The organism is Gramella sp. AN32 (assembly GCF_023718305.1).
In the GTDB taxonomy this organism is placed as follows: Bacteria; Bacteroidota; Bacteroidia; order Flavobacteriales; family Flavobacteriaceae; genus Christiangramia; species Christiangramia antarctica.
Genome location: NZ_QEYO01000009.1, coordinates 96,644 through 112,035, shown reverse-complemented (window position 1 = coordinate 112,035; position 15,392 = coordinate 96,644). Strand labels below are relative to the sequence as shown.

Genomic DNA, 15,392 nt, shown 5'->3' with positions numbered 1-15,392 from the left:
ATATGACCCCATTTATTGCGGAAATTTTAGGAACCGGAATCTTGATTTTATTAGGAGGCGGTAACGTGGCCAATGAGGTGCTATCCGGCACCAAAGGTGAAAAAACAGGCTGGATGAGCATCACCACTGCCTGGGCGTTAGCAGTGTTTGCCGGAGTGGTGGTGGCAGGGCCTTATAGTGGCGCGCATTTGAATCCCGCTGTAACAATTGGCCTGGCGGTGGGAGGACTATTTCCCTGGGAACAGGTTCCGTCTTATATTTTAGCCGAATTTATCGGCGCGATGCTTGGTGCTACCCTTGTCTACCTTATGTATAAAGACCATTTTGATCGTACGGAGAACGCTTCTCTTAAGCGGGCTGTTTTTTGCACAGAACCAGCGATCCCTAATACTTTCAGAAATATATTGAGTGAATTATTGGGGACCTTTGTGTTATTGATTAGCATATTTTATTTCACCGATGCTCAAATTAATAATGAAGACAATACGGTAGTGGGTCTTGGTTCCCTTGGTGCCATTCCGGTTGCGTTTATTGTTTGGGCGATTGGTTTATCTTTGGGAGGGACTACGGGTTATGCCATAAATCCCGCACGGGACCTGGGGCCAAGGATGATCCATGCGATACTTCCCATTAAAGGAAAAACCCACAGTAACTGGAGTTATTCATGGGTTCCGATAGTAGGCCCAATTCTGGGCGCCATAGTCGCAGCCGGTCTTTTTTTGGTACTTGGAAAATAAATTCCAGGGAAGAATAGCATTCCACTATTTTGCTTCTTCTTTTTTGAACATGCCTTTTTCCTTGATCATATTCGCAGATAATGAAGGTACCATGCTTTCCCAGGTTTCATCTCCGTCAAGGATCATTTCATAAACTTTTCGGGGATGAATTTTTAAATTTTCGATCCTATAATCTTCAAGATCGATCACTTTCCCGTTATCCATAAAAAATTTATACAGTTCCTTTAAGCGCGGGTGGACTTTCAGGTTTTTGCTGTTGGTGATCTCCCCGGTTTCTTCGTTTAGAACAGGGTATAAATACACCTTTAAATTTTTAAAGAACATTTTTCCGAAGGCTTCTAAAATTCCGCCACTTAGGTTCCTATAATATTTCTCATTAAAAATATCCTGAAGGTTATCCACGCCCATTACTAGGCCTAATTCTGCTTTCGTTAATTGAGAAAAATATTCCACCACTTTATAATATTCCTGAAAACTGGAGATCATCACAGTTTGTCCCGAAGCACATAAAAGATCGGCACGGTCCAGGAAATCCTTTTCATTTATTTCACCTTCGCCTTTTAAATTATTAATGGTCATCTCAAAAATAATCACCGTATTATCGGGGTCTACAGCGGGTTGTTCGAAAAATTTCTTCCGGGCATTTACAAACATATCAATATTGAGATAGGTCACCGGTCTAAAACTTCCGCGAAGCGTAAGAATATTTTTTTTATATAGCCTGTTCGCAGGGAGGATATTATTTCCTTCCGGAGAAAACATCACGGCCTCGGTAATTCCATCTTTTACCAGTTGCAAACTCATGAGGCGGTTATCCACATTTTCGAAAACCGGCCCTTTAAAATTGATGGAATCAATTTCGATCTTATCGGAACTTAAATGATCATAGAGCGTTTTGATCAATTCCTTGGGATTTTCGCTTTGATAAAAGGCGGCGTAGATCAAATTCGCGCCCATAATCCCCAAACTTAATTGCTGGTGGGCAGCAGAATTTTCATGCAATTGTACGTGCAAAATGATCTCACTATATTCCTGTTTTGGCTCCTTCTGGAATTTAATTCCCAGCCAGCCATGACCTTTGTATTTTTTAGCCCAGTCTATCGTGGCAACGGTATTGGCAAAGCAGAAGAAAAGTTTATCGGGGTGTTTTTTTCTGGAAATACGTTTTTCAATAAGGCCTGCCTCATACTCAAGCATACTGCGTAAACGAGCTTCGGTTACATACCTGTGTTGAGGTTCCAAACCATAGATGGCATCACTAAAATCTTTATCGTAAGCACTCAAAGTTTTCGCAATGGTTCCCTTGGGGTTGGGTGCACGAAAGAAATGTCGCACCGTCTCCTGTCCCGCTCCAATTTCAGCAAAGGTCCCGTAAATATTTACATTATTGTTGATACGGGCACACTTGTTCTCCACGGAAATAATACTCTGAAATACATCTTCTTTGGTAAGATTAGACATGAAATTTTATTCATTTTGGTTTGTAAATTTAAAGTTAGGAATAATCTTTTTGGCATTCCTGCACTTTAAGGATAGTTTAAAATTTGACTTTTTTGGAGTATTATAAATTGCAGAAAGATTAATTTTAAAGGTATTTTATTGATTTTACCTTTGAATGGTTACAAATTGCTTTGGTCGCCCTGAGAGCCCTGAAAAATTTTTCTTCCCTAGCAAATTGACGTGTTTTTTAGTGTATCTAATAAGATGCTGAAACATCCCAATAACGGGACAGCATGACGGAAATTCTAAAGATCAGTATCGTCACCCTGAACTGGATTCAGGGTCTATACTACGTACCCAAAGTAAAAAAAACGTCATTGCGAGGAAACGAAGTGACCGAAGCAATCCCATGTAAAGAACAACAAGGAAGAGATCGCCACGCTGCGCTCGCACTCATGACAACTCACCTAAATATAGCTTTAAAGGTCATTCCGAACGGAGAGAGGAATCTCATGATCATTGACAATACTCAATTTACCGAAATCCTGCTTGCACATTTCGACTCCGCTCAATGTGACTTGTTAAATTTAGAATTTATGTATTTAGGAATCTTTACGGATATAAGAATATTTTATAGCAATACCTTCTGAAATTTAAAATAGCTAAGTATCTTTCACCTATACAAGAATTACAAAATGAAAACTATTTATACAATCCTAATTTTTCTTTTATCTTTGAGTTCTGCCAGCGCACAAAATCCCTTCAATTTCACAAAAGATCATGAAGCATTACTGGTTTCTAATGTAGACGAATCTGCTAAATTTTATGCTGAAGTCTTTGGCTTGAAGGAGATTCCCAATGGCGGCCTTCCGGCTCATATTCGTTGGTTCGAGTTAGGTGATAAGGTGCAGATACACTTAATAGAAAGTACCGATACCATTGTGCAGAACAAAGGGGTTCACATGGCTATTCAAACCACAGAATTGGATTCGCTTATGAAATCTCTGGAGGAAAAGAACATTCATTTTGAAAACTGGAACGGTGAGCCCGGAACAACCAATACCAGGCCTGATGGAATTAAACAAATCTATCTTCAGGATCCTGATGGTTACTGGATAGAAATAAACGATAACAGTTTTTAAAACTTATCGGTCACCACTTTATAACTTGGGTCTTCCATAACGTTCACTTCAATAATTTCATCAGCATTTCCAAGTAAAATTCTGCAATCCTCGCTTAAATGTCGCAAATGGAGTTTTTTGCCCTGCTTTAAATAGCGTTCGGTTAATTTGTTTAAAGCTTCGATACCGGACATATCAACGACCCGACTTTCAGAAAAATCAATGATCACTTCATCCGGATCATTAAGCACATCAAATTTGCTGTTGAAAGCAGCGATCGATCCGAAGAAAAGAGGACCATATATTTCATAAAGTTTAGCCCCATTCTCATCAACGCTTTTTCTGGCCCTAATCCTTTTGGCATTATCCCAGGCAAAAACCAATGCGGAAATTATTACGCCAATCAATACTGCCAAAGCGAGGTTGTGAAGCACAACCGTAACAGCGGTTACCAAAACCATGACGATCACATCAGATTTCGGCATTTTATTCAGGGTTTTTAAACTGGCCCATTCAAAAGTTCCAATGGCAACCATGATCATAACTCCGGTTAAAGCGGCCATGGGTAATTTTTCAATAAGATCTGCCCCGAACATGATAAAAATCAAAAGCATCACCGCAGCCGTAATCCCGGATAAGCGTGCCCTAGCCCCGGAAGAAATATTGATAAGGCTTTGCCCTAACATGGCGCAGCCACCCATCCCGCTAAAAAACCCGGAAAGGATATTGGCTCCACCCTGCGCCACACATTCCTTATTACTGCGACCTCGGGTTTCAGTGATCTCATCGATAATATTGAGGGTTAACAAACTTTCAATTAGCCCAACTCCCGCCATAATTAAGGCGAAAGGAAAAATAAGTTGCAGGGTTTCAAAATTCAGCGGGACCATGGGAATATGGAATGGAGGAAAACCACCACTAATTGAAGCGATGTCCCCAACACTTCGGGTGTCTATTCCCAGCGCCATCACAATACCAAAAATTACTAAAATCGCGGCCAGAGAAGATGGGAACACCTTGGTTAATTTTGGTAAACCCCAAATAATAAGCATGGTGATAAATACAAGCCCTAAGAAAATATACATACTGCTTCCCGTCATCCAAACCATATCACCAGCCGCATTTTCAGTTTTAAATTGATTTAGCTGACTCATAAAAATGATAATGGCGAGGCCATTTACAAAGCCAAAAATAACGGAATGTGGTACCAGGCGTATTAATTTCCCCAATCTAAAAACTCCGGCTAAAATTTGCAGAATTCCGGCAAGCACTACCGTGGCAAAAATATATTCCGGCCCATGGGAAATGGAAAGGCCCACGATGACTACGGCCACAGCACCGGTTGCTCCGGAGATCATTCCCGGCCTCCCTCCAAAAATGGCGGTGATAAGCCCCATCATAAATGCAGCATATAATCCGGTAAGCGGCGAAAGTTTCGCGATCATGGCAAAAGCAACGGCTTCAGGAATCAAAGCAAGTGCTACGGTGAGGCCCGCCAGGATTTCGGTTTTGTAATTTATTTTCTGAGAAAAATCGAATAAGTTGAAAACTTTCTTCATGAATCAGGGTGATTTTTTGAAGCGGCAAAAATAGACATTAAAAATAGAAGATCAAGCCTTGAGGAAACAAGCTTTTATTTTTTATGATATTCTAATTTTCAGGAGGTTATCCTTGAAAAATCTATTATTTCTGAAATTCAGTAAAATAAAAAAGCTATAAATACTGCAGAAGTCATAAAATCAATAAAGCGTTAGGCAGCAGAATTTTAATGAAATACCTTTGTTGAAAATTTTATTTATGGCACATAAAGCCGGATTTGTAAACATTATAGGGAATCCAAACGTTGGGAAATCAACTTTAATGAATGCTTTTGTAGGCGAGAAGCTGTCTATTATCACTTCAAAGGCACAAACTACCAGACACCGGATTCTTGGGATCGTAAACGGCGAGGATTTCCAGATGATCCTGAGCGACACTCCGGGAATTATCAAACCGGCCTACCAGTTGCAGGAGTCGATGATGGATTTTGTAAAGTCAGCTTTTGAAGATGCCGATGTGCTGATTTATATTGTAGAAATTGGCGAATTGGCTTTAAAAGATGAAAACTTTCAGCAAAAGATCACCAATTCCAAAGTTCCTGTTCTATTGTTGCTGAATAAAATTGACAAGTCAGATCAGGCAAGCCTGGAAGAGCAGGTAGCTTACTGGAGCGGCAAAATTCCCAATGCTGAAATTCATCCAATTTCGGCTTTAGAAGGTTTTAATGTTCCTGAAGTTTTAAACCGAATTATTGAATTACTTCCGGAATCACCACCATTCTATCCAAAAGATACCCTAACCGATAAACCTGAACGATTTTTTGTTAATGAGATCATCCGCGAGAAAATCCTGATGCACTATAAAAAGGAAATTCCTTATAGTGTTGAGATCGATACCGAAGAGTTTTTTGAAGAGGAGCGCATTATTAAAATGCGAAGTATTATTATGGTAGAAAGGGAAACCCAAAAAGGGATCATTATTGGTCATAAAGGTGCTGCATTAAAAAGGGTAGGAGTGGAAGCACGTAAGGACCTGGAGAAATTTTTTGGCAAACAGGTGCATTTGGAACTTTATGTAAAAGTAAACAAGAACTGGCGGAGCAATCAAAATCAGCTGAAACGATTTGGTTATGGCAAGTAAAAGCTTTATCAAATTTGAGATAATATTTTAACAGCAGCGCGGCAATTTTGCCGCGCTGCTTTTTTATAAATAACCGGGTTTCAATATGATTCAGTTCCTACGTATATGTTTATCTTTGCACAAAATTAAAATGAAATGGGCAATATAGTCGCCATTGTAGGAAGGCCAAATGTAGGGAAATCAACTTTTTTTAACCGGTTGATCCAGCGTAGGGAGGCTATTATCGACTCTGTAAGTGGAGTAACCCGGGACCGTCATTATGGAAAATCAGACTGGAATGGTCAAATTTTCACGGTAATCGATACAGGTGGATATATTGTGGGAAGCGATGATGTTTTTGAAGCTGAAATCGATAAGCAGGTTGAACTTGCTATTGATGAGGCAGATGCCATTATTTTTATTGTAGATGTGGAAACCGGGGTAACGCCTATGGATGAAGATGTAGCCCAACTCCTTCGGAAGGTGAACAAACCGGTTCTTTTAGCGGTGAATAAAGTTGATAATAACAAACGACTTGAAAATGCAGTTGAATTTTACTCTCTAGGTTTAGGTGAATATTTCCCCATTGCCAGCACCAACGGGAGTGGAACAGGAGATCTTTTAGATGCTTTGATTGAAGCCATGCCGGAGGTTGAAGCCGAAGAGGAAAATGAACTCCCAAGATTTGCGGTAGTGGGTCGTCCCAATGCGGGAAAATCTTCCTTTATAAATTCCCTGATTGGTGAAGATCGATATATCGTTACAGATATTGCAGGAACTACGCGTGACTCCATCGATACGCGATACAATAGATTTGGCTTTGAGTTTAATTTGGTAGATACTGCCGGGATAAGAAGAAAATCTAAGGTCAAGGAAAACCTGGAATTTTATTCGGTAATGCGTTCAGTTCGGGCGATTGAAAATTGCGATGTGTGCCTGGTGGTTTTAGATGCCACAAGAGGTTTTGACGGACAGGTACAGAATATTTTCTGGCTTGCGCATCGTAACCACAAAGGCATTGTGATCCTGGTAAATAAATGGGACCTGGTGGAAAAGGAAACGAATACCATGAAAGATTACGAAGCCCGGATTCGTAGGGAAATGGAACCTTTTACCGATGTGCCTATCGTTTTTATTTCCGTTTTAACCAAACAGCGCGTTTTTAAAGCTATAGAAACGGCTGTGCAGGTTTTTGAAAGCAGGAACCGTAAGATCAAGACCAAAGAATTTAATGATATCATGCTGCCTATTATTCAAAATAACCCGCCACCGGCGTATAAAGGCAAGTATGTAAAGATCAAGTTTTGTACCCAGTTGCCCACACCACACCCTACTTTCGCGTTTTTCTGTAACCTTCCGCAGTATGTCCGGGACCCTTATAAGCGATTTTTGGAGAACAAACTGAGGCAGGAATTTGATTTTAGCGGGGTACCGGTTACAATTTATTTCAGAAAAAAATAGGAAGGGAATAAACCAAAGTTGTTTTTGTGAGTCCTAGTTTAGGATTATAGCAATAAATAACTATTTTTATAGTTATAAAACTATAAACGTAGTTAATCTTATTTACCTAAACCATTTTTCATGAAATTCCGCTTTCTCCTCATCTTATTTGTGACCAGTTTTTCCTATTCTCAGGAATTTACCATTACCGGAAAAATTATCAATGAAGACAATACCCCATTAGAATCTGCCACCGTATATGCTGAAAAGTTGGTGGATAGCAGTTTGGTCACTTATACTATTTCTGAAAAGGATGGGCACTTCGAGCTTCGTGGAAATACAGATGCAGAATCTATAAATTTCCTGATAAGCTACGCGGGATATGTGCCCCAAAAACAACGGGTCGTTCTAAAGCCAAATATCGATTTGGGGAATATCAGGATGCAGGTCATGGATAATACCCTCGGCGAAATTGAAGTAGTGGCAGATCGTGCGCCAATTACCATCAAAAAAGATACTTTAGAATTCAATGCAAACTCTTTTAATACCCGGCAGGATGCCAACCTGGAAGATCTTATGAAAAAACTTCCCGGGGTAGAAGTAGATTCCCAGGGAAATATCACGGTGAATGGCAAACCGGTTTCCCGGATTTTGGTAAATGGAAAAGAATTCTTTGGAGATGATCCTAAAATCGCCACAAAAAACCTTCCGAAGGAAATTATCGAAAAAGTACAGGTAACCGATACAAAAACCAAAAGCGAGGAATTTACTGGAAAAGCAGGAAATCCAGACGATAAAACGATCAATATTGAATTAAAGGAAGACAAAAACAAAGGCTATTTCGCCAGGGTGACCGCCGGTGGCGGCACCGATGATCGCTATGAATTAAGCGGGATAGGGAATTATTTTAAAGACGATCTCCGGTTGAGCGTCCTGGCCAGTTCCAATAATATCAACAGCTCCGGGTTTAGTTTTGACGAGGTTTTTGATATGATGGGGAGAAATGCCCGTAGTATTAATATAAACAGCAATGGCTCTTTCGGTCTTAACGGATTAAATTTTGGAAATTCCGGAGGGATCACTAAAGCTGAAACGGCCGGTTTAAATTTTACCAATGAATGGAAAAACGGGATGGAATTAAATGCCGATTATTTTTTCGGAAGAAATGATACGGATACCAGAACGGTTATTGAAAGAGAAAATATCCTTCCAGATTCCAGATACTTCACCAATTCAACCAATACAAGCAACCTGCAAAATGATAGTCATCGGGCCAGCTTTAGATATGAAGTAGAATTTGATACATTAACCAGATTGTCTATTTCTCCACGCCTCAATGGAAATTTTGGGAATTCAAATAGATTTAGATTCCAGGAAACCTTAGATGAGAATATGCAACTTCAAAACTCTACGGAAACTACAGAAGATGAAGACCTGCGCAATATCAATTTCTCCAATAATATGGATTTTATCAAACGTTTTGGAAGCCGCGGTTCTTATCTTCAACTGGAGTTAAGACATTCATTAACCGATAGGGAAAACAACAATTATTATTTTTCAGAGAGTTTCTTCCAGCGAAACGGGGAAGACCAGGTACAGGTGCAGGATCAATATATAGATGAAGACGAGAATTCCACTTCTTTTGAAGTGGGCGCTTCCAAAAGAAGTGTGTTGGCGGAAGATCTTTTTCTGGACGTAAATTATAAATTTGAAACCTCTAAATCCAGAAATACACGAAATGTATATGATGCCATGAACGGCGGATATACTAATTTAAATGAGCTGCTAAGCAACGATTTTGAAGTGCATAGTTATGTGCACACGCCCAATGCCGGGATCAATTATGAAGGTGAAACCTGGCGAATTGATACAGAATTGGGACTTCTAAGCACCACGCTGAAAACCGATAATTTCATCAATAATATTTCTTTCGATAATACTTATAATAATGTGTATGTAGACGCCAATGTTCGGTATTCCGTGGAGCGATCTAAAAGTTTAAGATTTGGTTATAGCACCAATGCGAATGTTCCTTCCGTACGACAATTGCAACCGGTTGAAGACAGGACAAATCCTTTAAATATCGTCGTGGGGAACCCGGAACTAAGACCGGCATTCAATCAGCGTTTCAATTTTAATTATAGAAATTTCGATTTTGCCTCCAGAAGTGGAATTTTTTCCTATTTCAATGTGAACTTTAGGGACAATCAGGTTGTTGCCGTGAGTAGGATCGATGAGGATTTTATCCGAAGAACCACGTATACGAATGTTGACGGGGTGATCAACGTAAATCTTGGCGCCAATTATTCCAAAAATTATAAAAAGGATGCCAAAGAATTTAGATATCGTGTTGGTTTAGGTGGGGGTTATGATCGAAATGTGGGCTTTATTAACGGGGCAAAATATGTTTCCGATCAGTTTAGCTTTTCTCCAAGTGTTCAGTTAACCTACGCCATCGATGAACTTTTCGAGATCAACCCCAGCTATTCATTGTCTTATAATGATATTAGTTACGATATAAATCCAGATCGTGATCAAAGTTATACCAATCATAACATTGGGTTGGCCACAACCAGCTACTGGCCCAAAAATGTAGTATTTGGAAATGATATTTCATACAATTACTTCGGAAATGTCTCTCCGGGATTTGATAATACCTCCCTGCTTTGGAATGTGAGTTTAGGCTATCAATTCTTGAAGGATAATGCTACGGTTAAAGTCAAGGTCTATGATCTTTTAGACCAGAACGTGGATACCAGGAGGTTGGTTGGCGATGATTATATTCAGGATGTGAATAACCTTATTTTAACCCGTTATGCCATGCTAAGTTTCACCTATAAATTAAGCAGTTTTGGAGGATCTTCTGCCCCACCGCAACGAAGAGGTGGAATGAGGGTTAGGAGAATGTAACCTTTGGGGATAAAATATTTGGAAAAAACTTGCGTTTTAAACTATATATTTAGTTCTTCGCAATCCGAAATTTGTCAATCAACCATTATTCTATGAATCTTCGTTTTCTACTCATTGCTTGTTTTGTTACGAGCATGTCATTTGCTCAAAATTTTGAAATAACAGGTAAAGTTGTAGATGAAAGTCAGAATCCACTGGGTTCGGCTACCGTCTATCTGGAAAAGGCGGCAGATAGTACACTGGTCACCTATACTATTTCTGAAGGGGATGGTTCTTTTAAACTTGTGGGGAAATCTTCAGAAGCAAAACTTGATCTTTATGTTTCCTATGCCGGTTTTCAGCCTTATTTTAAAGCTATCGATGTAAAATCCCAGGATCTGGACAATCTTATGATGAAAGTTCAGAGTAATGAGCTTGGCGAGGTTACGGTCACTGCGGAAAGGTCACCGGTCTCCATAAAATCGGATACACTGGAATTCAACGCCGCTTCGTTTAAAACCAGGGAAAATGCCAATCTCGAAGAAGTTTTAAAAGAATTGCCGGGAGTTTCGGTAGATAATGAAGGAAATATTACCGTAAATGGAAAACCGGTTTCCAGAATTCTGGTAAACGGAAAGGAATTTTTTGGGGATGATCCCAAGATTGCCACGAAAAACCTTCCGAAGGAGATCATCGATAAAATCCAGGTGGTAGATACCAAAACGAAAGACGAAGAATTTACCGGGAAAGAAGGGGATTCAGAAAATAAGACGATCAATATTACTATTGAAGAAGATAAGAATAGAGGCTATTTCACACGGCTCACGGCAGGAGCGGGTACTGATGACCGTTATGAATTAAGCGGAATTTCTAATTATTTTAAAGATAATTTACGGGTAAGTTTATTGGCAAGTTCCAATAATATCAATTCTTCAGGATTTACTTTCGATGAGGTTTTTGATGCTATGGGGAGAAATGCCTATTCTATTTCGACGAATTCCAACGGGAATTTTTCAATTAACGGGAACCGTTTTGGAGGTGGAAACGGGATCACGGAAACGGACAATATAGGGCTGAATTTTGTGAATGAATGGGCCCAGAAAACCGAACTTTCGGTAAACTATTTTTATAATCATTCCGATAATATTAGTGAAACCAAGATCGAAAGGGAAAACATTTTACCGGACAGACGTTTTTTCACTAACTCCAATAGTGCGGCAAACCGCTTAAATGACAATAACCGTTTTAGTGTGGGGTTTTCCACGCAGCCTGATACGCTTACCAGAATTAGCATTCGTCCTAATTTTAATATCAGTAATTCCAAAGCGTTTAGCGATAGTTTTACTGAATCCTTGCAGGAAGATGGGACCAGGATCAATAATGCCACTACCGAGACGAGCAGTGATGTGTTGAACAGCAACTTTAGCAACAGGGCTTATGTGTCCAGAAGGTTTGGAAAAGGCGGTTCTTATAGTTTTGGTTTTAATAATGAAAATGTGAACAGACTGCAAAAAGATTTTTTCTTTTCTGAAAGAGAAATTTTTGATGAAGATGGTGCGCTGGAGGAAACGCAGGTGCAGGATCAATTGATCGATGAGGATAATAAAAGCAATAATTATGGAGCTTTTACGTCGCTGCGATTACCCGTTGCCGAAGACTGGGATCTGGATTTTGAACTGGAATTTGATAGCGAAACCGCAAAAAATGAACGTTTGGTTTATAATAATACCGGTGCCGGTGAGTATACCGATTTGGATGAAACTTTGAGTAATGATTTTAGAAGTAAGATTCAGAATTTCCGACCCACTGCAGGTATCACCTATAACAATGATACTTTAAGATTTGCTGTTTCCGCAGGTTTATACCACACACGTTTGCAAAATGTAGATCTTTTCAGCGAAACTGAAATTGATAATACCTATAATAATTTTACTTCTCACGCTTACATAAACTATAAGCTTTCTAAGAGTAAATCTATTTACCTAAGCTATAGAAATGAGCGGCAAACCCCAGGAATTTCGCAATTACAACCGGTTAGTATCACTACGAACCCGTTGAATATCATTACGGGAAACCCCAATCTTGATCCAAGTTTTAGACATCGTATCTATGCAAATTTTAATAACTATGACTTTGCAACAAGATCGGGTTCATATGCCTATTTGGGTGGAGGATTTGTGGATAGTGAGGTGGTGCCCATCACTTTTACTGATGATAATTTAGTGAGGACAACTACCTACACCAATGTGGATGGGGCTTATAATTTTTTTGGCGGATTTAATACCGATAAAAAATTTGAACTGAACGAAACCACTACTCTAAAGCTTGAACCGGGATTTAATATGAATTATAGCAAACGTTTGGGCTTTTCGAACAGCGTCTTATATAATGTGAAAAATTTAAGTATTCAACCTCGTCTGGAAGTACAATATGATATTAAAGAATTATTAACCTTAGAGCCTTCGTACCGGATTTCTTATAATCACGGCGTTTACAGTTTAAATGACCGCATAGAAGATTATACCAACCATACCCTGAATTTCCAGGCAACTTCCTACTGGCCTAAAAATTTCATCATAGGCTCTGATCTTAGCTTTCAGAAATTTGGAAATATCTCTCCTAATTTTAAAGATTCCTTTCTTTTATGGAATGCCAGTCTTGGCTATAAACTCCTTGGCGATGACGGAATTTTAAAAGTGAAGGTTTTCGATCTTCTGGATGAGAATACTTCAACTTCAAGAAATATTGGGGATGACTTTATCCAGGATACGGAGCAACTGGTATTGGAAAGATATCTTATGGTCAGCTTTACGTACAAACTAAGCAAATTTGGAGGAAAAGATCCCAATGATAAGAAAGGCGGCTGGTTTCGCTAATGCTTCGGAAACAAATAATAATCCCCGGTTTAGTTGCCGGGGATTTTTCTTGATTTAATTCTTTTTTAGAAGCACTTTAGCATTATAAAATTGATTGGCTGTATCCAGGAAATCGATTATTAATCCCCAGTTTGAATTGGGTTGGTAATATGATTTGTAATCTTTTTGAGTATTAATTACCAGCTCATCCCCTTCAATTGTAGCTGAACTCATAAATCTCCCGGTTGAATTGTCTGCGGAAAGATTTAGCTTTTCCAAACCTTCAATAGAATAGCCTTCAGGAATTGATATTCTTAAATTATTGACCAGGCTTTTAGGATAAGGCATGTAAATATTTTCGGTACGTTTCCGCTCTTTTTCAGTTAAATCTATTTGCCCTCCAATCAATTTTCCGATTTCAAAAATATAATCGTTTCCGGCTTTTTTAAAGAGCGAATTATCCACGTTATAGGTTTCAGTAAATTTGAAAGGCTGCTCAAAACCAAACCTTCCGGTTTCCGTGATTTTATAGTCATAATCCTGGACTTCTTCCAGATCGAAACCTGCGGCAACCTTTTCTTCAAAAAATTCTTTTTGCCTGGTTCTAATTTTTTCTGCCAGGGAGTTTAATTCAGTTTCATATTGATCACGCTCTTTTTTCTTCACCTTATCCAGATACGGCTCGGTATCAAACTTTTCGTAATCTTCATGTACATAATCTGCAAAAAACATACGATCCTGTTGTTCAGATTTTTTTTCGTGACCGTAAAACTCATGTTTGCTTTCCACGCTAAATCCGCTTAAATCATTGTGGATATTTATGCTAAGATCACTATGGGATCTATTATCTTCTATATTTGTTTCAGGAAGTCTGCTTTTTTCAATCTGGTCTATTTTCTTTCTTTTAGCGGAAGATAAAAGATAGACTTCGGTACCGTCGAGATTATGGGAATAAGCTCCTGCATCGGAATGCGGATCGTAAAATTCGATATAAACCGGGGGGCTTGTTTTGGTTTTTAATAAGGTTTTTGTGTTCTGCTCGATGAGGATATCGGCAAGAGAACCATCATAGCGATATTTGCCTACCACGATCTCATAGTCGATATCAAATTCCTTTAAAAAACTGGTGAAATACCTTACAAATTCCTTTTCATTATCCAGGATGATGGCATAGCCAAAATACTTAAAAGCATCATTAGAGATTTTAGATTCCTGAATTAAAGAAGCTTCAATAAACCTGGTTAGATACATATGCCTCATGTAGTAATAGGCATTTTTAACAATTTCAGCTTCGTTGGTGATATTATTTTCTTTGATATAATCTTCTACCATCCCGAAATTCCCGGAAGGCCTGAATTTGTTATCATAAAGTTCCATAATTTCTTCCGGGGAAACCTCGCTTTTTACAATGCTTTCTTTTTCGGGCAGAAAGGCCAGCGCATCTTTTTCGCTGGCTTTACTATAAGCATAATACACCTGGAATTTATAGGCGGGTAGCTCTACCAGAGGATAAAACCATCTTGGGAAATCTTTCTTTTCAATATTGGTCGCTTCCAGGACCGATAAACGTTTCCCCCTTTTGCCATTATCCTCTTCGGTGAGTTGGGGAGCGCCGTTAAAAGATCTAAAATTTAAAAAGAAATCATTATCGGTAAGGATTTCCAGCCGGTAATTCATCATAGGATATTCTTCAGCCAGCGGAGCTTCCACCGCATCAAATATTAAAACCCTGGCGCCATAGGAACTTTGCAGATCTTCCCGATAAGAATAATAATCGATGATATCGCCAGGTTCCAGGTTAGAAATCGCGATTTTTGTCTCCCCATCTACTTCTACCGATTCACTTTCCACATCAACGATACTCTCAGAGCCATCGGGTTTAATTACCTTTATGCCCACAATATGTTTTTCACCCGCCATAATGTTCTGGAGCCATTGTGAAGATCTAAACCTATTTTTATAAGCGAATTCTGAAAATTCTTCCACGGCGGCCTTGTCCAATAATTTGATCCTTTTTCTAACCGATTCTACAGTGGTCATCTTGGTTAAAAAGTTATTATAAGAGTAATTTTCATTTTTATAAATCACCACAGCCGATTCATTCTGAAATTCTTCGGGGATTTCAGTTATTGCAGAAAACTTATCATCAGCTCCCCAAAATATCTCCCGGATGTCTGATTCTTTTTTTGACTGTGCAAAAGAGTTGCAGCCTATAAGAATAAGGCCAAGGATAATAAGTGAATTTTTCATTT

Annotated in this window: 9 protein-coding genes; 6 read left to right on the top strand and 3 right to left on the bottom strand. The window is 39.0% G+C overall.

All coding sequences use genetic code 11. The features are described from left to right. Positions 1-2: 2 nt before the first annotated feature. Positions 3-737 carry an MIP/aquaporin family protein gene (locus DHD80_RS11730; protein ID WP_251741370.1) on the top strand — a complete coding sequence of 245 codons (735 nt, stop codon included), beginning with the start codon at positions 3-5 and terminating at the stop codon, positions 735-737. Positions 738-761: 24 nt separating this feature from the next. Here the strand turns inward: DHD80_RS11730 and DHD80_RS11725 are convergent, their stop codons facing one another. Continuing rightward, on the bottom strand, positions 762-2,198 hold the full coding sequence (locus tag DHD80_RS11725; RefSeq protein ID WP_251741369.1) for a TonB-dependent receptor: 1,437 nt from the start codon (positions 2,196-2,198) through the stop codon (positions 762-764). A 674-nt stretch (positions 2,199-2,872) separates the two neighbouring features. On the opposite strand from DHD80_RS11725, the gene DHD80_RS11720 reads away from it, so the two are divergent. After that, positions 2,873-3,319, top strand: coding sequence for a VOC family protein (locus tag DHD80_RS11720; protein ID WP_251741368.1), 447 nt, complete (start codon positions 2,873-2,875; stop codon positions 3,317-3,319). On the opposite strand, the gene DHD80_RS11715 is transcribed toward DHD80_RS11720, so the two are convergent. After that, complete coding sequence (locus DHD80_RS11715) at positions 3,316-4,857, bottom strand: SulP family inorganic anion transporter (RefSeq protein WP_251741367.1); 1,542 nt, start codon at positions 4,855-4,857, stop codon at positions 3,316-3,318. The two genes, DHD80_RS11720 and DHD80_RS11715, sit on opposite strands and share 4 nt — an antisense overlap. Positions 4,858-5,095: 238 nt before the next feature. Here DHD80_RS11715 and era point away from each other — a divergent pair, with 238 nt between their 5' ends. The 4 genes from era (at position 5,096) to DHD80_RS11695 (ending at position 13,161) form a co-directional block, all read left to right on the top strand. Continuing rightward, complete coding sequence (gene era, locus DHD80_RS11710) at positions 5,096-5,977, top strand: GTPase Era (protein ID WP_251741366.1); 882 nt, start codon at positions 5,096-5,098, stop codon at positions 5,975-5,977. Positions 5,978-6,112: 135 nt separating this feature from the next. Then, positions 6,113-7,417: a ribosome biogenesis GTPase Der gene (gene der, locus DHD80_RS11705; RefSeq protein WP_251741365.1), complete on the top strand. Its 1,305-nt coding sequence runs from the start codon at positions 6,113-6,115 to the stop codon at positions 7,415-7,417. Between the two features lie 120 nt (positions 7,418-7,537). Then, positions 7,538-10,306 (top strand): outer membrane beta-barrel protein, encoded by a 2,769-nt coding sequence (locus DHD80_RS11700; protein ID WP_251741364.1) that lies wholly within the window; start codon positions 7,538-7,540, stop codon positions 10,304-10,306. 92 nt (positions 10,307-10,398) lie between these two features. Continuing rightward, complete coding sequence (locus tag DHD80_RS11695; RefSeq protein ID WP_251741363.1) at positions 10,399-13,161, top strand: outer membrane beta-barrel protein; 2,763 nt, start codon at positions 10,399-10,401, stop codon at positions 13,159-13,161. Positions 13,162-13,215: 54 nt separating this feature from the next. On the opposite strand, the gene DHD80_RS11690 is transcribed toward DHD80_RS11695, so the two are convergent. Continuing rightward, positions 13,216-15,390 (bottom strand): DUF3857 domain-containing protein, encoded by a 2,175-nt coding sequence (locus tag DHD80_RS11690; protein WP_251741362.1) that lies wholly within the window; start codon positions 15,388-15,390, stop codon positions 13,216-13,218. Positions 15,391-15,392: the final 2 nt, after the last annotated feature.